Origin of the sequence: Metabacillus litoralis (assembly GCF_003667825.1) — a bacterium.
Classification (GTDB): Bacteria; Bacillota; Bacilli; order Bacillales; family Bacillaceae; genus Metabacillus; species Metabacillus litoralis_B.
Genome location: NZ_CP033043.1, coordinates 3,998,615 through 4,018,707 on the forward strand (window position 1 = coordinate 3,998,615; position 20,093 = coordinate 4,018,707).

Genomic DNA, 20,093 nt, shown 5'->3' on the forward strand with positions numbered 1-20,093 from the left:
AGTTTATTGGTAAAATCATGTGTCATATATCGTTCAACTATTAGTCACTTTTTCGTAATATATTGATCATAAATTGTTCACTTTTATGGAAAAAATTCCACTTACATGGGAGGGTGTGCTTGTAGTGGTGGAGGATGGGAATTTATTTGTTTTTAATATCCAGGTTATAGATTCTGTCTCTGGTTGATCCAGTAGATGACACATCAAGGGACTTTAGTAACCTTGTGGCTAAAGCACTGGAATTAATGCATAGAAAGTCTCTCATATGTTGATTGGTTATTTCTGAACCATATAAAAGTTTATAATCCTTAATGGCTTTAAGGTGTGCATTCTTATCTTTATTTTGGCATGTTGGACACAACCAAGTTCCATATAATCTCTCCATTGACAGGAATGAGCAAGATGGACAAATTACACCGTTAAGAATATCACCTTTTCTTATATTAAATTTCTTGAGTATAGGCTGATTGAGTTCTTGATGACCTTTTTTCAACTGTCTTATTATCTTTTTTATTTCTTTTTCACTTATTATTTCTTTTTTATATTTATTATGGATTTGCTGCAGTTTTGTTGGGAGATAATTGGCGTTTACGACCATGTTGCTCAACATTTTGTTATCGTGTGGAGAAGTACGAATGAGGGTGTTAGAGTTACTAATTACCACTAGGGAGTGAATTGGAATATTTGAAAACATATTTTTCTTCAACCACCTCTTCAATTGCTTCTCATGTTGAAGGGATTGAACAATAGGGTCTTGAAATGCCGTTTCCTTTCCGCCCAACTCCCTTATTAGCTGATGAAAGTTAGAATCAAAATAAATTGTGCCTGCGATATTTTTAATTTCTAATTTAATCAAGTAGTATCTGTTCAATAATAATGAATCCATTTGGAAATAGCGGCCTGACTCTTTTAAACGAATATCATTTAAAATGTAAAAGTTATCTTCAGGCAGAAATGATAATTGATAATCTACTGCTTTTTCACCTTTGTATCCAGCTAGTCTCTTGGAAAGATCATTCTTTATTTCAGGGACTTTGATATGGCCTGGTCTTATTCTTTCTAATAATGCCTGTAATTTAAGAATAATAAGAGGTATTTCTCTCTTTTTTACTATCATAGCTCCAACTCCTTATAAAAATATGCTTATACCTTCGCTACATAGTGAAATAATCCTCTAATTTACTATTATTTTTATTTAAAATTGTGAAATCTATCATCCTGCATACCTAATTTTTCAACTTCGAGTAAAAATCTATCAACTTTATAGGATAATCTATCAACTTTGGCAAAAAATCTATCATTCGACATAAGTCAGCAATTTCCGCCCCCCAACAGGACTCTTCCTAAATAGAAAAAGGCCGCATACAGCGGCCCATCTACCTGGTATTTCTATTACAAATTCCGACAAACTTCGGGGAGTGACAGGCACCCAGCACCAGGCACCACCACTACCCCACTCTCTCTTCAGCAACTTTTTTTATATACCGATTCCTAGTAATCAAGAACTCCCTCATATACTGCTCCAAAAACAGTCGGTCCGCGATTTTTCCTATGAATCCAAATGGAGAGGTGTAGTCGAATGTGTCGAGCATGAGTGTGCCGTTTGGTTTTTCGATGAATTCATGGACGTGGTAGAAGCGTTTGAAGGCTCCTTTTTCCATTTCGTCGACGAATCGGTTTGGGAAATCAAATTCCGTAATCCGAACAGTTAGGTTTTGTTTGATTCCAAAGTGGACGGCTTCCCATGTGACCGTTTCGTTTAACTCGATTAAGCCACTTGTTACACCACCAATCGCACGTTCATTTGTTTGACTTGTGGATTGGGTATGAATATCAATATCTCGCGCAACATCAAAGCAAATGTCACGAGGGGCATAAATAAACATATCTGTCTTTATGATTGGCACGTTCGATCTTCCTTATCTTAAAATCTTAGTAACTTTTCACCTGCAGCAGGTCAAAACGGTTTCCATAGAGATCTTCAAACACAACCTCTGTTCCCCATGGCATTTCTTGGGGTTCACCTAAAAAGCGCACCCCTTTTTCTTTCATTATATGATATTCACGCAAGCAGTCATTTGTTTCAATAACCAGAAATACATGTTCAGCAGCTTGTGAACCTACGCGTGCCTTTTTCTCATCATTATCGGCTTCTACAAATACAATTGGCGTTCCGCATTCACGAGAAGGAGCAACTGTTACCCAGCGCATGCCTTCTCCAAATGAGTTGTCAGTAAGCAAAACAAACCCGAGCTTATTTACATAATAATCAATTGCTTCATCATAATCTGAAACAAGGATTGTGATATGTCCAATTTTACGGCTCATTCTGGCTACTCCTTTAAATTAAGCTTTGCTAATGCATCTGCCAATGCATTATTTGAAAAGTTATCATCTTGCTTTTTCATATAGCTTGCCACTTCGCGTTTTGATACCTTGCTGTTTTGGTTCTTTTTCCGTCTTTCTTGGAATGTGGACATTTTTTCGCGATGGCCGCATTTGCAAGTGAACATTTGTCCTTCTCCCTGTCCGCGTAGCTCAAGCTTTTTGTGACAGTTTGGACAGCGTGCGTTCGTTACTTTTGATATGCCTTTTCTGTGGCCACATTCGCGGTCCTGACAAACAAGCATTTTGCCTTTTTTGCCGTTTACTTCTAACATGAGCTTGCCGCAGTCCGGACATTTGCTGCCTGTTAGATTATCATGCTTAAAGGTTTGTTTACTGTTTTTAATTTCAGCTACAACCTCTTTTGCGTATTTCTTCATCTCATCTAAGAAGGCCTGTTTCGGTAAGCTTCCTTTCGAGATTTTAGTCAGCTTTTGTTCCCATTCAGCTGTTAACACAGGTGATTTCAGATCTTCAGGAACAAGGTTTAGCAGTTGCTTTCCTTTTGACGTAATAAAAAGATCCTTGCCTTTTTTCTCTATTAAAAAGCTGCTGTACAGTTTTTCGATAATATCTGCTCTCGTTGCAACAGTACCAAGTCCACCTGTTTCACCGATTGTTTGAATAAGATCCTTACTTTCTCCTGCCATATACTTCGTAGGGTTTTCCATAGCCGAAAGAAGTGTCGCCTCATTAAATCGAGCAGGTGGCTTTGTTTCGCCAGTAGTTTTTGATACTGACTGAACCTTTAGTGTCGCCCCTTCAGATAGAGCCGGTAATGTTTGGTCATCTTCACTGTCTTCATCGACAAAATCTGTATAAACTTCCTTCCAGCCTGCAGACACAACACGTTTACCTTTTGCAGTAAAAAGCTCTTCACCTATTTTCGCTGTTACAACTGTTTGTTCATATTGATAAGCAGGAAGTAAAACGGCTAAAAATCGTTGAATAACTAAATCATAGATTTTGCGTTCTTTATCGGATAAAGCACTTAGTGGTACTGATTCTTCTGTTGGGATAATCGCATGGTGGTCTGATACCTTTTGATCATCAACAAAAGATTTATTCGCTTTGATGGGTTTATTTAAAATTTTTGCGATGATAGAAGCATATGGCTTCACTCTGCAAGCTTCTAGTCGATCCTTTAAAGTTGGAACGATATCACTAGTTATATAGCGAGAATCTGTTCGTGGATACGTTAGCACTTTATGTTGCTCATAAAGCTTTTGCATAATTGAAAGAGTCTCTTTTGCTGAGTAGCCAAAGCGTTTATTTGCATCACGTTGAAGCTCAGTTAAGTCGTAAAGAGCTGGTGAATATGATTTTTTCGGTGTTGTTTTGACGTTTACTACCTTCGCGTCTTTTCCTTTTAATTGAGCGAGCTTTCCATCAATTGCTGCTTCATTAAACGTTTTTGTATCTTTTGTTTTTTCGTCCTGCCAAGCAAATCTTAAGCTATTTTCTGCAACAGCCTTGATTCCATAATATTTTTTAGGCTTGAAGCTGCGAATTTCTTCCTCGCGCCCGGCAATCATTGCTAATGTTGGTGTTTGAACACGGCCTGAAGATAGCTGGGCATTGTATTTTGTTGTTAAAGCACGTGTTGCGTTTAAGCCAACAATCCAATCAGCCTCTGCTCTAGCAACTGCAGAAGCATATAAGTTTTCATACTCTTTCCCATTCTTTAGCTTACGGAAGCCTTCTTTTATTGCTTTATCAGTTACAGATGAAATCCAAAGCCTTTTAATCGGCTTATTTACGCGCGCTTTTTCTAAAATCCAGCGGGCAACGAGTTCTCCCTCACGACCAGCATCAGTGGCAATGACAATGTCCCGAACATCTTTACGTAATAATTGTGTTTTTACCGATTGAAATTGTTTGCCTGTTTTTTTAATTACAACTAGCTTTAATGGAGCTGGAAGCATTGGTAAATCTTCCAAGCGCCATGATTTATATTGATCACCATAGCTTTCTGGATCAGCTAATGTAACAAGATGGCCTAATGCCCACGTTACGATATATTGATCTCCCTCAAGAAAACCATTACCTTTTTTATGACAATTTAACACTCTAGCTAAATCTCTTCCAACAGAAGGCTTTTCAGCTAAAACGACTGTTTTACTCATAGAAACATCCTTTCACAACTTACATTCTGCTTCTATTATAGATGAATTCGGGACAAAGGGACAGGTTCCTCGTCCCACTCAAGTGGGACGAGGAACCTGTCCCCATTTACCAGTAGCATATTAGACCAAACAGTAGTAGAATGATGCAAGATACTGTTTTAAGCTTGGAGGTTAAAGAAGATGAGTCTATTAGCTATTGATAATCTCAGTCACAGTTTTGGTGACCGTACATTATTTAAGGACGTATCACTACGCTTATTAGCTGGTGAGCGCGTTGGTCTTGTTGGAGCAAATGGCGTAGGGAAATCTACGATGATGAATATAATTACAGGGCAGCTTATTCATGACGATGGGCGTGTGGAATGGACACCAGGAGTTCGTTATGGCTACCTTGATCAGCATACTGTGTTAACAAAGGGAAAAACGATTCGCGATATTTTGAACGATGCGTTTTTACCTTTATTTGAACAGGAAAAAGAATTAAATGCTGTTACAGAAAAAATGGCAACAGCTACACCTGAAGAGCTTGAGGAATTGCTAGATACAATGGCTAAAATTCAGGATCGTCTTGATGCAGGTGGTTTTTACACATTGGATATGAAAGTAGAAGAAACAGCACGTGGTTTAGGCCTTGATGCGATTGGTCTTGATCGTGATGTTTCAGCTTTAAGTGGTGGACAGCGTACGAAAGTATTGCTAGCAAAGCTATTACTTGAGCAGCCTGATGTTCTTTTACTAGATGAGCCAACTAACTATCTTGATGTGGAGCATATTAAGTGGTTAAGTAGCTATCTAAGAGATTATCCACATGCATTTCTCTTAATCTCGCATGATACTGAGTTTATGAATGGTGTATCAAATGTCATTTTCCATTTAGAATTCTCAAAGTTGACTCGTTATACAGCAACATATGAAAAATTCCTGGAGCTTGCTGAGATTAATAAAAATCAGCATTTACAAGCGTATGAAAAGCAAAAGGAATTTATTAAAAAGCAAGAAGACTTTATTGCAAAGAATAAAGCACGTTACTCAACAACAGGACGAGCAAAAAGCCGTCAAAAGCAGCTTGATCGAATCGAACGTATTGACCGTCCTGAAACTGCAGTTAAACCAACGTTTGAGTTTAAAGAATCAAGAGGAAGCAGCCGTTTTGTTTTCGAAGCGAAGGATCTTGAAATTGGCTATAATGAGCCGCTATTACCTAAATTATCAATGACCATCGAACGTGGCGAAAAAATTGCGATTGTTGGTTGTAACGGTATTGGTAAATCGACATTATTAAAAACGATTTTAGGTAAAATTGAGCCACTGGGTGGTTCGGTTAACCGCGGTGACTTCTTATTTCCTTCTTATTTTGAGCAGGAAGTGAAAGCAGATAACATCACACCGATTGATGATGTGTGGAACGCCTTCCCACATCTTGATCAACACCAAGTTAGAGCTTTACTTGCTCGCGCCGGCTTGAAAAATGAACATATTTCACGTCCATTAACCCAGCTTAGTGGTGGAGAGCAAGCAAAGGTTCGTTTATGTAAATTACAGATGAACGAAAGCAACTGGTTACTTTTTGACGAGCCTACAAATCATCTTGATGTTGTTGCGAAGGAAGAGTTAAAGCGTGCGATTAAAGCATATAAAGGGACTGTTGTTCTTGTTTGTCACGAACCTGATTTTTATGAAGATTGGGTAACCAAGACTTGGGACATTGAAGAGTGGGCAGAGCAGAGCTAAGGAAAGTGATTGGGTATTTCTTAACGTGTTCGGTTTTAGAAGTACAAAATTAGAAATCACCGTACTATTCGAACAGTCATTTACACCTTATACTAATAGAATACTTGATTAGAAAAAATGCTTGGAACATTAATTGTGTCTCCAAGCATTTTTTACATTGTTTTGCACTCATAGGATAGAAAGATAAACGGGAAAACTCCGTTTAAATTAGAAAATACTAACATTCCCCATAATATTAGGGGAATTTTTCCGCTTATATGAACTTATTCTTTAGATTTAGTTATATATAGACAAGTTAACCGGAATATATCCGCTTATATCGGCTTTTTAAGCACATATTATATACCTTAACCGGAATTTCTCCGCCTATAAACTCCTATATCTCCACTGTACTCAAAACCAAACTACTTAGATATTTATAATGGAAAAAATTAATGTGTTTATTTAATTGGACAAGGGGGAATATAACTTCCAAGACGGGGGATACCAAATTAAAGGAGGAGAGAATAATGGGTTTTATTTGGGCTTTAATTGTAGGCGGAATTATTGGCTGGTTAGCAGGCTTAATTGCAGGACGTGATATGCCAGGAGGTGTAATTGGCAACATTATTGCAGGATTTATTGGAGCTTGGTTAGGCTCTCTTCTATTTGGTCAATGGGGCCCAGAAATGGGTGGATTCTATATTATCCCAGCTTTAATTGGTTCGATTATCCTTGTGTTTGTTGTAAGCTTTGTAATGAGAAAAATGCGAAGCGGACGAACAGCTTCATAATAAATGGCAGTAAGTAAGTTTAAAAGCCCTATTTCAAAAGAAATAGGGCTTTTAAATAAATAATTACATTTGTCCTAATGCATTTGCTAAAGAGGCGGTTGTATTGATTTCTTCAAAATCAAGGCCGAGCTGTATGGCTGTTTGAGCAATTTCTGGGCGAATTCCTGATAACGTTGATCGAACACCTAAAAGCTTTAACGCCTTAATTAAGTGAAAAATTTCATGAGCAACCATTGTATCAATGATGGCAACACCGGACAGGTCAATACATAAATGTTCTACTTCAAGATTTGCACATTGTGTTAATGTGTTTTCTAAAATTAGTTTTGCTCTAGCTGTATCAATATCACCAATAAGAGGAAGAAGCGCTGTTTTATTTTGCAGAAGAATGACTGGTGAACTAAGCTCATTGATCATTTCCTTTTGTGCAGCAATTTGTTTCATTGTATTCTTATGGGCTGCATCAATGTAAATATAAACGGAAAGATTGATGACTTTTTTAACAACATCTAACCATGAAAATAATTGATCAACAGAAACTGTATCAAGATTCTCTTTATAAAAGCTTTTGATATATTTAAGATAAACATCTTGAGTTCTTAAAAATTCCCTCACAACATAATGAACGGGTGTTTCTAAATGCTTTTGATCTTGTGCTAATTCCTCTGACCATGCTCTAAACTCACTTACAAATTTCCCTTCCTCTTCAATGAAAAGCCTATGTAAATGGATAAAATAGTCCTGATTTTGCTCTTTTAATGATTGAATAATAGCTGGATCTTCCGTTGAATAGACTGAGTTTGGATCATTATCATCAACTAGATTATACCAGTCTTCTGACATCTGCCATGAGTTCTTAACTAGGTAGTGATATAGTTCTTCATTTCTATGCATCTGTAGTCTCTCCCTAATCTGTTGTCTGATTTATTTGACAAGTGAATGCTTAAAGGCATAAATAACAGCCTGTGTTCGATCCTGAACATCCAGCTTACTTAGGATGTTGCTAACATGGGTTTTGGCGGTTTTTAACGCAATAAACAATTCATCCGCAATTTCTTGATTGGTTTTTCCTTGTGCCATTAATAATAAAATTTCCATTTCCCTTGAAGTGAGTTGATCATGGAGGTATGTTGTTTCTCGTTGTCTCATCTTCATCATCATTTTACCTGTAACCTCAGGCTCTAAAATCGATTGTCCATGAAACGTGGCACGAACTGCATTGGCGATTTCACTTGCTTTAGATGTTTTTAATAAATAGCTTGTTGCCCCTGCTTCAAGAGCTGGATATACCTTTTCATCATCGAGAAAGCTTGTCACAATGATAATTTTCGCCTCAGGCCAGGCATCGACAATTTGCTTTGTTGCCTCAATTCCGTCCATCTCCTTCATAACCAGATCCATTAAAATCACATCTGGACGAAGATTAAGACATAGCTCTACACCTTTTTTGCCGTTATCCGCTTCACCGATTACCTCAATGTCCGGCTGGGCAGATAAATAGGATGAAACACCGATTCGTACCATTTCATGATCATCAACAAATACCACTTTAATCATTGTTCTCACTCTCTCCTGCTAGGACAGGAACTTTTACCTCTAACCGTGTCCCTTTGTTTTTTAAACTGACAATTTTCATTGAACCACCTATTTCAACAGCTCGTTCATGCATGTTTTGTAAACCGTATGAACCTGTTTTACCTTCTTCAAGCTCAAACCCAATGCCATCATCTGTCACACGCATAATGACAAAAGAATCGCGTTCTATAAGCAACACGTCCAAACTTGTTGCCTTTGCATGGCGAAGTGTATTGGAAACAGACTCTTGAAGAATACGAAATAAATGGTCCTCTACACCTTTGTCTAATGGGATCGGCTCTACTTTCCATTTTATGTTCATTGTCACCTTTTGCATTAGTTCTACTAAAAGCTCTTGAATTCCTTCTTGAAGGGATTTACCTTTTAATGCCGCAGGGCGTAAATGTAATAGGAGCGCTCTCATTTCGAGCTGTGATTGATGGATGGTTGCTTCAATAAGCCTTAACTGCTTCGATTCATCATCCTCCCATTCTTCTCTACTCTCAGTAATAGCAGACATCATCATGGATGCTGCAAATAGCTGCTGACTAACAGAATCATGAAGCTCACGGGCTAATCGGTTTCTTTCTTGTGAAACCAATTCTTGTATTCTCTTTTCTTGGTCTTCCGCTTTTTCTGTAGCCAATTTTTGCGAAAGCTTTGTTTGTTCCTGAATTTGCTTCTGAATCTTTTCAACCATTTTTTGAATATCTTGCACTTCTGGTAAACAAGGCTGTTCAGCAGAAATCGTTCGACCCTTTTCAAGCTCTTGGATCGTTTGTTCAATCGTTCCTAGTTGTTTTTTCCAATAAAGACCTGAAAAGAAACCATAAAGTACACCTGCTAATATGCTTATGCTTGGCACAATATAAATAAAAGGTAAATCCATAATTTTTTGTGTCCATAGTTCACTCCAATTATGAAGTGGAAAGGCCATAAAAAACATGAGGGAAAGAAGAATGAATAGAATGAGCGAAAAAAAGGCTCCTAACAAAACTTGCCGCTGAATGATATTCATATTCTTTTCACCTCAAGCTTTCCTGAAATAGCTGAAGTGATTAATTTTACCTTTTGTTCACCTTGTCTGTACTGCGGTGTTTCATATACAAGTGTTTCATTCACAACCTTTTGCTTAAAGTCTTGAAAAACGTCCACATCACCAATCATAACAGAATGGTTAATATGAACCTCTACTTCATACGGAACAAGAATTTGAACATTTCCTAGTAAACTGCGTATCGAAATAACCGCTTCCTCATTTGGCAAGACCGTATCACTTAAATCAATGACTGTGTTCCCAACACCCACCTGAATATTGATATCATTCCATTCATATGCAGTATCCGGTGATTTTTGATTGGTAAAGAACTTATTTTCAAAGATTTTTTTCTGAACAATCACTACCCCTTCTGCCGGTTCATTTTCTTCTGATTCGCCCGCAGGCTCCTTCACACTTGGTTTTATTCGGTTAGGCTCCTTCTGTGCTTGGAAAAATTGAACAACAGCATAAATGAGCAGCACACAGATAAAATAACGAAATGTCATCATGTTCAGAACGGTAACAACAAGCCAAATCCATCCAATCCAATAGAGGCTCTTGCCTATAAATCGCGGTCGCCATCTACGACCTAAAAAAATGCATCCAATCGATAACAAAAATGTAACGATTAAACCACCATTAAAAAATAATATTTCTAAAAGAAGGAGGAGAATTCCTATTAGAATAATCCAATTTACATAATCAGAATTCATATTTCTTAACACGCGGTTTCCTCCCCCCTATTAATATAGTAACAAACTTTTACTTTCAGCCGTGTTTCATATGAAAGAAGGCGCAAGTTTGACCTACGCCTTTTTAGAATACCATGAAGGTTTACGAGATTGTATTTGTTTGTTCAGTTTTTAATTGTTTTTCTAACTGTGCAATACGAGCATCAATTGTGTTGCGGTGATAAGCCTTTGTTACTTGCTGCTCGAGACGATCTAGATAGCTCTCCATTTCTTCAAATCTTGTGAATGCTTTTGTTGAAAAACTACCAGAATCAGATACTTTGCTTATACGGTGGTGAGCACGGGCAACATTTTCTCTTCCCATTAACTCCATACGTTTGATCTGCATATCTTTTAATTTATGTTTCATTTCTTCATACTTTTGCTCAAGCTCTTCAAGCTGCTGTGCGGTTTGCTTACGAGATGCATCTAAACGCTCTCTTCTTTCTTCATAATGAGCATACTCCTTTAAAGCAAATTCATAAAGCTCAGCTTCTCCCGCCTTTGATGCAATTTCAGCTTGGTGCTTACGCTTTTCTGCTAGATGTGTTGCTTCATTGTACTCACGGTTAAACTCTTCTTTTAACAAATACTGACGTTCTACTAACTTACGAACTTTTTCTGTTTCTTGCTCACATTGTCTTAAGTAGTGGTTTAAAACTGAAATTGGATTTTTTTGTTCCTTTTGATCTAAGGCCTCGTGTAAATCTGCTGAAATTGTATCCGCTAATCTTGTAAAAATATTTGCCATTATAAATCTCTCCTTTTAATGTGTTTTCCATTTTTTATTAAACCTTGTGAGGAGTTTACTCTAGCACTCCTCAGTCAAGGTGGGATAAACGTTTATCAATAGTTACCTTTTAAATCGTTCCATTCTTTTTCAAAGTTTGTAAATGGATCTGAATCTTCTTTTATAGTCTTTTTAGACGATTTGTTCCAATTTTTATAAACAACGTAAATCACATATGCAGCAACAAATCCTAAAATTGCTGGAAGATTTGATGCTGAAGCAAATAGGGCGATCACACCAACAATGGCTAACACGACTTTGTTAAATTTAGATTCAGTCTTGATAAATCCTTTGTACGAGTAGTACAGAATGAGAAGACTTAATCCTAAAGCAATCATCGGTGCTAAATTTGATAGCAGTATTGCCACAGCCACCCCACCTAAAAGTAAAAGCCCAAACTTTTTCATCTTTTGTTTCCTCCTTTTTTAGTAGAAAAGCTTGTTAACTTTTCTCTATACCAACCAACACAAGTTGTTTGGCTCGTTATGTTGTGTTTAACTTGTGTTCGTTTCTATGTCTTTATCTTACCTACATTCTAGAGTTCTCAAAACGAGCCTCAGCTTTATTTTCATCTACGGCTAGAGGCTTAGTGTCGATAAGACTGTCGATTTTTCATAAGCAATACATGTTTTCACCATAATTGGAAAAAATTAATAAGAATGATGTTTAGCCTATAGGAGGTATTTGAATGACAGAAGAATTTCCACAAGGAAAGATGCCTTATGAACCTGAGCCATTTTGGAGAGAATCAACTCAATTAAAATCGTTTCCCCCCTTAAAAATTGATACAGAAGTTGATGTAGCAATCGTTGGAGGCGGGATTACCGGGATTACAACTGCTTACCTATTATCAAAGCAAGGATTGAAGGTAGCTATATTAGAAGCAAGTGAAATTCTAAATGAAACAACCGGTCATACTACGGCGAAAGTAACAGCTCAGCACGGCCTTATTTATGACGAATTAATTCAGCACATGGGCGAAGAAAATGCTAAGCTGTATTACCAAGCCAACATCGATGCCCTAGAATTTGTACGTCAAACAACAAATGAACTTAAGATTGATTGTGATTTAACTGAAGAAGATGCCTATATCTATGCAATAAGTGACCATTATGAAAAGAAAATAAACAAAGAGCTTGAAGCCTATCAAAGACTTGGTATACATAGTGAGTATGTTAATAGCATTCCTTTTCCAATTGATATAAAAGGCTCTATTGTCATGAAATCTCAGGGACAATATCATCCTTTGAAATTTTTAAACGTACTTGTTGATGAAATTGTGAAATCAGGTGGAGAAATCTACGAGCAAACAACTGCCATCGATATCGACGAAACAACACCCAAGCCAACAATTATTACAAGAGAAGGTCGCCGTGTTGCCTGCAAATATGCGATCGCCTGCTCACACTTCCCATTTTTTGATGGAAAAGGATTTTACTTTTCTCGCCTGCATGCAGAGCGTTCTTACATTCTTGGCGTTCGCGCGAAAATGGATTTCCCTGGTGGAATGTACTACAGCGCCGATTCTCCAACAAGATCGTTGCGCTACACACCGATGAATGGTGAAAAACTTATATTAGTTAGTGGGGATGGTCATAAAACGGGGCAAGGCATGTCCACCTACAAGCACTATAAAGCACTCGAGGAATTCAGCGAGGAAGTGCTCGGAATTGAAGAGATTAAATATCGCTGGTCTGCCCAAGATCTTTACACTCTAGATAAAGTTCCTTATGTTGGATCAATAACATCCAGCAAACCAAATATCTTAGTAGCAACTGGCTACCGAAAATGGGGAATGACAAACGGAATTGCCGCATCAAAGATTCTTGCGGATCTTGTTTTAGAAAAAGAAAATCCTTATCAAGATCTATATAGTCCGTCTCGTTTTTACGCTGATCCTAGTATTAAAAAGTTTCTTAAGCAAAACCTTGATGTTGCAGGTCATTTAATTGAAGGAAAAATTGATATTGCCGATAAAAGCATTCAAGATATCAGAAACGATGAAGGCTCTGTTGTTGTTGTGAATGGCAAACGAGCTGGCTGCTATAAAGATAATGAAGGAAACGTGAATCTTGTTGATACAACCTGTACGCATATGGGCTGTGAAGTAGAATGGAACAGCGGCGACCGCACTTGGGATTGCCCTTGTCATGGATCAAGATTTTCGGTTACTGGTGATGTTGTTGAAGGACCGGCGAAGAAGCCGTTGAAGAAGGTAGATATGTAGTAGGGATTTAGGGATTAGGAAAACAAAGAAAAGGGCTGCTGTCGGCAGCCCTTTTCTTTATGCTTTGTACTTGCAAGAAATAGGTGATAGTTGCAAGTTTGGTGGCTAGAGATGCAAAATTAATTTGAATAGGTTGCAAACATATTCGGGATTTTGCAAATTGACTAACTTTCATTAAGTTGGATTTAATGATTTGAGTTAGAAAATTAAACATGTATAGTGATGAACGACATTTCTTCGAGGGAACTGATCACTTTTGTCGTTCATTCACCTTATGAACGACTTTCCTCCGAAAAAACCACTCACTTTTGTCGTTCATTCACCTTATGAACGACTTTCCTCCGAAAAAACCACTCACTTTTGTCGTTCATTCACCTTATGAACGACTTTCCTCCGAAAAAACCACTCACTTTTGTCGTTCATCCACCTTATGAACGACATTTCTCCGGAGAACCGTTCATATTTGTCCCTCATGTACAGCCATAAACAACTTCCTCAGTCAAACCCGCTTATTCCCCTTCATCACTTTACCCAATTCCACTTTCTTTTTCTTCATACTCCTCACAACAGAATCCTTAGGACTAAGCTTACGATAGGTAATGTTTGAGATGTCTAGTCCATGTCCTAGTGTTGCATAAACATGGCCTTGTTTGGGATCGATTAGTTGATTGCCTTCAAAGTAAACTCGTGGCGTTTTCCACAGAGCTACTAAAGCTTTTCCAAAAGGCATTTCATGATAGCGGTCAGGCCACATGCTTTTGATATGTTCTTTTACTAATGGATAATATTTTGAGCTCATGCCGGGAAAAAGATGATGCTCTGTATGGTAAGAAAAGTTAAAATGCAGAACATCCACCCATTTAGGGACAGTTACAGTTAAGCTATTTGCTAATGGATCATTTACTTCTGTTATTGGATTTAAACGGTGATTTGTTGAGATATAGCCCATTACAATGGCATTTGCAATTAGCAACGGTAACAAAAACGCAAAAAACCACTTAACTGGCCCCATAATAAAAAGTAATGAAAACCAGAAAATCCATGGCAATATAAGCTGCATCCATACGGAGCGCTTTTGCTTTGGTTTGAATTCCTTTATGTAGGCAACGAACATTTTTGCAGAATGAAGGGAAAACATAACTGTTAAAGATGCAAAGCTAGCAAAGGCTCGCACACCATGTGGCAGACGATAAATCCAACGTAAAAATTTAGTTTTCGATAAACGCTCTAATGTTGGCCAAGAATCAGGATCATGTTCTTCATGTTGAGTATGAACATGGTGTGTTAGGTTATGCCACTTTCTCCACAGTTTTGGTCCAGTGCTTAGCGGCCAAAAGGCAATCGCCCCCAGTAAGTCACGAAGCCAAGGCTTTCTTACTACAGTTCCATGGAGAATTTCATGTCCAAGAAAACCCATTGCCGCAAAGCTTGCTCCAAGCACAAAAGCAATTCCCAAATAGAGAAACGGATGTAATTGGAATAAGCCAATTGTAAGAAAGCCAGCTATCACAATTAATAAATATGCTAGTCCTCCCCAAAGGCGTCCAGGCACAGGCTTAAAGGCCTTTTTCGGTAATTTTGGTGCAATACGTGCTGCATACCATGCAAAAGAATGTAGCTTATCCATTTTCCTACTCCTTCCTAAATCACTAATATCTACTAAATAGTTTGTACAATTTTTGATGATTTAGGAGTGAAATTTGGAAATTTTATCTTTGTAAATGTGTATATTTTTAACAAATAAAAAAAATCTCCATTTAACATGTTAATCTTCATAATGGTTAAGATAAACATAACAAGATGATGAAGGAGATGATTAGCATGGATCAAAGAAACAATGAAAAAAACAATGAACATTCATACAAGGGAAAAGTATACAAAAGAAAATCAGAAGCTTTTTCAGAATATAATATTAACCTTCCTGAACAACCCCTTCCTCAACCTAAGGATTACGAAGAAATTGAATATTAAAAACTAACAAGGCTGAATGCATAACGTTCTCCTTTATGCATTCAGCCTTATATTAGATTAGAGATAACTCCATATTTAATTTTGCAGGAAGTCCGTGCTTTAAAACTGCGTCTAATGCTTCATCATTTTCACAAATTATTTCTAGTGATTGTTCATTTTCTTGAGAGAACATGTTTTCATGAAATTTTCCATTTATCCATGTTTCCACAGCATCTCCCGAAGTAAAAACAATCGATGTAAGTTCAGCATCTTCAATAGATCGTTTTATAATTGAATCGTATCTTTGATCAATATAGGATTGATAAATACTTAGATAGTCATATTCTTTATAGGTAGAATCTAAATTTAGCTTTCTCATAGCTGTTATTTCAGGGCCAACAATAAGAAGATTTTCTTGACCAGGCATCTCCAAGCTAGGGTATAATCCCAATAATTCTAACTGGTTTAAAGCTGTTTCATTTTGACAGCAAAGCTCTGCACGAATCTGGCGAATATCAACTCGATGCCTTTTCAACTGATTGAAAAAGGCAGTAACTGCTTGGGAAGATAAAAATAAAATCGACTTATATGAGGATAGTCTCCCCAATAATTCACTATCTACTTCGTTCTCTGTTACCGTCCATTTAGGACATTCAATCACATCTGCACCCTGATTTCTTAAGTTCTGAGCATTGCTTTCTTCTTCGACACTTCCTCGAACATATAAAATTTGTTGACCAAATAAAGGCTGATTTTCAAACCATTTTACTTTGTCTCTTGTTTCCACAATATCGCCAACTAATGTAATGGCTGGGTTTTGAATTTTTTCTTCTCGCACTTTTTCAACAATAGTAGAAAGAGTGCCTACTACACTTTGCTGTCTGCTCCATGTTCCCCACCTAATAATGATCACTGGGGTATCAGGTGATTTACCGTGAAGCACAAGATTTTCACAAATATGCTCCAGGTTTGAAATGCCCATATAAAAGGCAATTGTTTGAACGCCTCTTGCTAAGCCTTCCCAGTCAATATTTGGTTTACCTTCTTTTGATTTATCATGGGCAGTAACGACAGCGAATGATCCTGCATAATCTCGATGTGTTACTGGTATACCAGCATATAGAGGAGCAGCAATACCAGATGTGATGCCGGGGACGATTTCATATGGCACATTTTGCTCTGCCAAAACCTCGGCCTCCTCACCTACTCTACCAAAAACACTTGGGTCTCCGCCTTTTAATCTAACAACGGTAAAGCCAGCTAATGCTTTCTCTGCTAAAGTTGCATTGATTTCATGCTGTCTCATAAAATGACGAGTAGGCAGTTTCCCACAATAGATTAGCTCACAGGTAGGTGGTGCGTATTCAAGCAGCCTTGGGTTTACAAGTCGATCATAAAGAATAACATCTGCCTTCTTGATCGCTTCCATTCCTTTTACAGTGATTAATTCCTGATCTCCAGGACCCGCTCCGACTAGATACACCTTTCCAATGCTCATTCCCATCGTTACTCCCCCTACCTTTTTTATGATTTTAAAGTAAGGGCTCTATCCAACCTAACCTTACTTGTTTCTCGAAACTCCATTGTTAATTTATCCAACTACTATACTTTAGATTTTCACAATAAGCTAGAGCGTCTTTATTAAACTAACAGAAAAACCTCTCCGTCATCAATGATTGTTTCATAAGTTTTCACACAACCAAAATCTGGTTCCTGTACAACACCATCTTCAAGGCAAATTTTCCAGTCATGCATTGGACAAAATACGTGTTCACCGCTGACAATTCCTTCACTTAACACGCCGCCTTTATGTGGGCATTTATTTTCTATAGCCTTTATTTTCCCATTTGATAACTTAAAAACAGCAACCTCTTTATCTTCCTCCAATTTGACCGTTTTACCAACTCGCTCTGGTAACTCTAGAAATGCTCCTACATACACCTTCGTTTTGGTTAGTTCCTTCATGTCCAAGTCCTCCCTGACAAAATATTCTGTATTTTCACCCTATAAAGATACTGTTTCAAATAACTCTTTCTTTGTTTTCTGGTCTTCAATAATTTCTTTCCAAGGATCTTTATAAACAGATAATGTTTCATCCATGCGAGCATTTAACTCAGCACGTTTCTTTTTATCATCTAAAACAGATTGGACATGGTCTAAGCCAACGCGTTCGATCCAAGCAGAGGTACGTTCTAAATAGTTTGCTGTTTCGCGGTAATATTGTAGATAAGCACCTGTAATTTCCATTGCTTCATCATCTGTTTTCACTTTGTAAAGTAAATCTCCACCACGTACGTGGGTACCACCGTTACCACCAACATAAATTTCCCAGCCTCCATCAATTCCGATAAAGCCGATATCTTTAAAGCCTGATTCTGCACAGCTTCTTGGGCAAGCAGATACAGCCATTTTTACTTTATGAGGTGTTTGCAAACCTTCAAACTTCTTTTCTAAACGAATGCCTAAGCCCATTGAGTCTTGTGTTCCAAAGCGGCAGAATGTTTCTCCAACACATGTTTTTACGGTACGTAGTGATTTTCCGTAAGCATAACCAGAGTTCATATCAAGATCTTGCCATACTTTCGGTAGATCATCCTTTTTAACCCCAAATAAGTCAATACGTTGACCACCTGTTACTTTTACTAATGGAATCTCATATTTTTCAACAACATCGGCAATCCGACGCAATTCACTTGCATTTGTCACACCGCCGTACATTCTAGGAACAACAGAGTAAGTGCCGTCTTTTTGAATATTTGCATGCATGCGTTCATTAACAAAGCGTGATTCTCTTTCATCCGCATAGCCGGTTGGGTTAACCATTGCTAAATAGTAATTAAGCGCCGGGCGACATTTTGAACAGCCCTCAGATTTCCATTCAAGGACATTCATTACCTCTTTAATATGTGTTAAGCCTTTTGCTTTAATTTCTTCTACAACTTCATCTCTTGATAATGTTGTACAGCCACAGATTGCTTCTTTTTGGGCAGCTGCATCAAAGTCAGAGCCAAGTGTATATTGTAAAACATCCGCGACCAATGGTTTACATCCTCCACATGAACGAGATGCACTCGTACAGCCTTTAATCGCATCAACAGTTGTACAACCCTTTTCTTGGATGGCCTGAACAATTGCACCCTTTGAAACTCCATTACATCCACAAATGATTTCATCATCCGGCATGGAAGCAACAAGGCTTTCTCCAGCTTCTTCACCAATTGGTTGTAAAATACTGATTTTTTCTGTATCGGAAATATCTGCACCTTTTTTTATCATCGAGAACAGTCGACTGCCTTCTTTACTATCTCCAAATAAGACAGCACCAACGATTTTATTCCCTCTTAGCACAATTTTTTTGTAGATTCCATCTTGTTCATCAAAGACTTTTAAGGACTTTTTATCATCACCTTCCATAAAGTCGCCAGCCGAGAACACTTCCACTCCGGAAACCTTTAGCTGTGTTGATAGGACAGATCCTTTATATCCATCTGTTTGTTCACCACAAATATGTTTTGCCAACACTTTTCCTTGTTCATATAAAGGGGCAACAAGTCCATATGGAATGCCATTATGTTCAGCACATTCACCAACGGCATATACATTCGGAAGATTGGTTTGTAAAAAGTCATTTACAACGATTCCTCTATTTGTTTCAAGCCCACTTTCACCACCAAGGGCAATATTTGGTTTAATTCCAACAGCCATAACAACTAAATCTGCCTCAAGTTCACTTCCATCTTTAAACCTTAAGCCTTCTACACGTTCATCTCCGTAGATTTCAGCAGTTGATGCTTCTAGTAAAAAGTTCATTCCCTGCTTTTCTAACTCTTGCTGAAGCATCTTACCGGCTGTATGATCTAGTTGGCGTTCCATTAATGTTGGAGCAATATGAATGACAGTTACATCCATTCCAAGATTTAATAAACCACGAGCCGCTTCTAAACCTAATAATCCTCCACCGATAACGGCTGCTTTTTTGTATTTTTCAGATGCATCAAGCATGATGTCTGTATCTTTAATATCACGGAAGGCGGTCACACCTTCTTTGTCCGCACCAGGAAGAGGTAGGATGAACGGAACAGATCCTGTTGCTATAATAAGTTCGTCGTATGGGACAACTCGTTTCTTATCTGAGTAGATGACTTTCATTTCTGAGTCAATTTTCGTTACTGTTTCACCGGTATAGAGTGTGATGTTGTTTTCTTCGTACCATGCCCAGTCATTAAGCGTGATATCTTTTACTTCTGTATCTCCTTGTAAAACCTTTGATAATAAAATTCTATTATAGTTTGGGTGCGGTTCTGTTCCAAAAATCGTGATGTCAAATGAATCTTGGGATATTTTTAGAATTTCCTCAATTGCTCTTACTCCGGCCATTCCATTTCCTATTAGTACAAGCTTCTTTTTATTCACTCGATTTTCCTCCCCTTGGAAAGTTTCCTCAACTATATCACGGCTAAATGATACATTTAACATACATGTTAGGTTTTCTAACATGATTTTGTTGGAATTAGTTTGAAAAGTATTTATTGAACCCTTTAAATTCGGTCACCTATCATTAATCATTGATTTGCAAAATTCTAGAGCAAGGAAACTTTTAAAAATAAAAAAACACATCTCTTTCAACTGATTAAAACCTAACCAACGGTGGCCTAATCCCCTAAAAAAGTGTGTTAATTTGTGAAATATATCCTTTAAATAGAAAAAGATAACCAATATACATACTGGTTATCTTCAAAAAGTTTAAGCATTATCCGACTTTAAGG

Annotated in this window: 18 protein-coding genes; 4 read left to right on the top strand and 14 right to left on the bottom strand. The window is 37.6% G+C overall.

The window, feature by feature from the left end; translation table 11 throughout:
• Window positions 1-142: 142 nt before the first annotated feature.
• The 4 genes from D9842_RS19545 to D9842_RS19560 all read right to left on the bottom strand — a co-directional run bounded on the left by D9842_RS19545 (window position 143) and on the right by D9842_RS19560 (window position 4,511).
• Window positions 143-1,117: a nuclease-related domain-containing protein gene (locus D9842_RS19545; protein ID WP_121663972.1), complete on the bottom strand. Its 975-nt coding sequence runs from the start codon at window positions 1,115-1,117 to the stop codon at window positions 143-145.
• Between the two features lie 331 nt (window positions 1,118-1,448).
• A complete protein-coding gene (locus D9842_RS19550) occupies window positions 1,449-1,907 on the bottom strand; it encodes an SRPBCC family protein (RefSeq protein WP_098795177.1) in 459 nt (152 codons plus the stop codon).
• A gap of 25 nt (window positions 1,908-1,932) precedes the next feature.
• Window positions 1,933-2,328 (bottom strand): VOC family protein, encoded by a 396-nt coding sequence (locus D9842_RS19555; RefSeq protein ID WP_121663973.1) that lies wholly within the window; start codon window positions 2,326-2,328, stop codon window positions 1,933-1,935.
• Window positions 2,329-2,333: 5 nt separating this feature from the next.
• Window positions 2,334-4,511 carry a DNA topoisomerase III gene (locus D9842_RS19560; protein ID WP_121663974.1) on the bottom strand — a complete coding sequence of 726 codons (2,178 nt, stop codon included), beginning with the start codon at window positions 4,509-4,511 and terminating at the stop codon, window positions 2,334-2,336.
• A 180-nt stretch (window positions 4,512-4,691) separates the two neighbouring features.
• Here D9842_RS19560 and D9842_RS19565 point away from each other — a divergent pair, with 180 nt between their 5' ends.
• Together D9842_RS19565 and D9842_RS19570 are read left to right on the top strand one after the other, a co-directional pair.
• Entirely contained in the window at window positions 4,692-6,242 is a 1,551-nt protein-coding gene (locus tag D9842_RS19565; protein WP_121663975.1) for an ABC-F family ATP-binding cassette domain-containing protein, read from the top strand.
• Between the two features lie 509 nt (window positions 6,243-6,751).
• Entirely contained in the window at window positions 6,752-7,015 is a 264-nt protein-coding gene (locus D9842_RS19570; protein ID WP_121663976.1) for a GlsB/YeaQ/YmgE family stress response membrane protein, read from the top strand.
• Between the two features lie 63 nt (window positions 7,016-7,078).
• Here D9842_RS19570 and D9842_RS19575 read toward each other — a convergent pair whose 3' ends face one another.
• The 6 genes from D9842_RS19575 to D9842_RS19600 all read right to left on the bottom strand — a co-directional run bounded on the left by D9842_RS19575 (window position 7,079) and on the right by D9842_RS19600 (window position 11,557).
• Window positions 7,079-7,909 (bottom strand): STAS domain-containing protein, encoded by an 831-nt coding sequence (locus D9842_RS19575; RefSeq protein WP_121663977.1) that lies wholly within the window; start codon window positions 7,907-7,909, stop codon window positions 7,079-7,081.
• 30 nt (window positions 7,910-7,939) lie between these two features.
• Window positions 7,940-8,572, bottom strand: coding sequence for a response regulator transcription factor (locus D9842_RS19580; protein WP_121663978.1), 633 nt, complete (start codon window positions 8,570-8,572; stop codon window positions 7,940-7,942).
• Entirely contained in the window at window positions 8,565-9,608 is a 1,044-nt protein-coding gene (locus tag D9842_RS19585; RefSeq protein WP_121663979.1) for a sensor histidine kinase, read from the bottom strand. The genes D9842_RS19580 and D9842_RS19585 overlap by 8 nt, the downstream gene beginning before the upstream one ends.
• The gene (gene liaF / locus D9842_RS19590; protein ID WP_121663980.1) at window positions 9,605-10,354 is read right to left on the bottom strand and encodes a cell wall-active antibiotics response protein LiaF; all 750 of its coding nucleotides are present in this window, start codon (window positions 10,352-10,354) and stop codon (window positions 9,605-9,607) included. Before liaF ends, D9842_RS19585 begins: the two co-directional genes overlap by 4 nt.
• Before the next feature lie 109 nt (window positions 10,355-10,463).
• Entirely contained in the window at window positions 10,464-11,111 is a 648-nt protein-coding gene (locus D9842_RS19595) for a PspA/IM30 family protein (RefSeq protein WP_121663981.1), read from the bottom strand.
• Between the two features lie 95 nt (window positions 11,112-11,206).
• Window positions 11,207-11,557, bottom strand: a complete 351-nt coding sequence (locus D9842_RS19600) for a lmo0954 family membrane protein (RefSeq protein ID WP_121663982.1) — start codon at window positions 11,555-11,557, stop codon at window positions 11,207-11,209.
• Between the two features lie 281 nt (window positions 11,558-11,838).
• On the opposite strand from D9842_RS19600, the gene D9842_RS19605 reads away from it, so the two are divergent.
• Window positions 11,839-13,377: an FAD-dependent oxidoreductase gene (locus D9842_RS19605; RefSeq protein WP_162987515.1), complete on the top strand. Its 1,539-nt coding sequence runs from the start codon at window positions 11,839-11,841 to the stop codon at window positions 13,375-13,377.
• Window positions 13,378-13,876: 499 nt separating this feature from the next.
• On the opposite strand, the gene D9842_RS19610 is transcribed toward D9842_RS19605, so the two are convergent.
• On the bottom strand, window positions 13,877-15,004 hold the full coding sequence (locus tag D9842_RS19610; RefSeq protein ID WP_121663983.1) for a Delta(10) desaturase DesB: 1,128 nt from the start codon (window positions 15,002-15,004) through the stop codon (window positions 13,877-13,879).
• A gap of 194 nt (window positions 15,005-15,198) precedes the next feature.
• Between D9842_RS19610 and D9842_RS26060 the strand changes: the two genes are divergently transcribed.
• Entirely contained in the window at window positions 15,199-15,348 is a 150-nt protein-coding gene (locus D9842_RS26060) for a hypothetical protein (protein WP_162987516.1), read from the top strand.
• A gap of 52 nt (window positions 15,349-15,400) precedes the next feature.
• On the opposite strand, the gene cobA is transcribed toward D9842_RS26060, so the two are convergent.
• The 3 genes from cobA to nirB all read right to left on the bottom strand — a co-directional run bounded on the left by cobA (window position 15,401) and on the right by nirB (window position 19,740).
• Window positions 15,401-16,831, bottom strand: a complete 1,431-nt coding sequence (cobA, locus tag D9842_RS19615; RefSeq protein WP_257535920.1) for a uroporphyrinogen-III C-methyltransferase — start codon at window positions 16,829-16,831, stop codon at window positions 15,401-15,403.
• A 137-nt stretch (window positions 16,832-16,968) separates the two neighbouring features.
• Window positions 16,969-17,292 carry a nitrite reductase small subunit NirD gene (gene nirD, locus D9842_RS19620; RefSeq protein WP_121663984.1) on the bottom strand — a complete coding sequence of 108 codons (324 nt, stop codon included), beginning with the start codon at window positions 17,290-17,292 and terminating at the stop codon, window positions 16,969-16,971.
• Between the two features lie 39 nt (window positions 17,293-17,331).
• Window positions 17,332-19,740: a nitrite reductase large subunit NirB gene (gene nirB / locus D9842_RS19625; protein ID WP_121663985.1), complete on the bottom strand. Its 2,409-nt coding sequence runs from the start codon at window positions 19,738-19,740 to the stop codon at window positions 17,332-17,334.
• Window positions 19,741-20,093 lie beyond the last annotated feature (353 nt).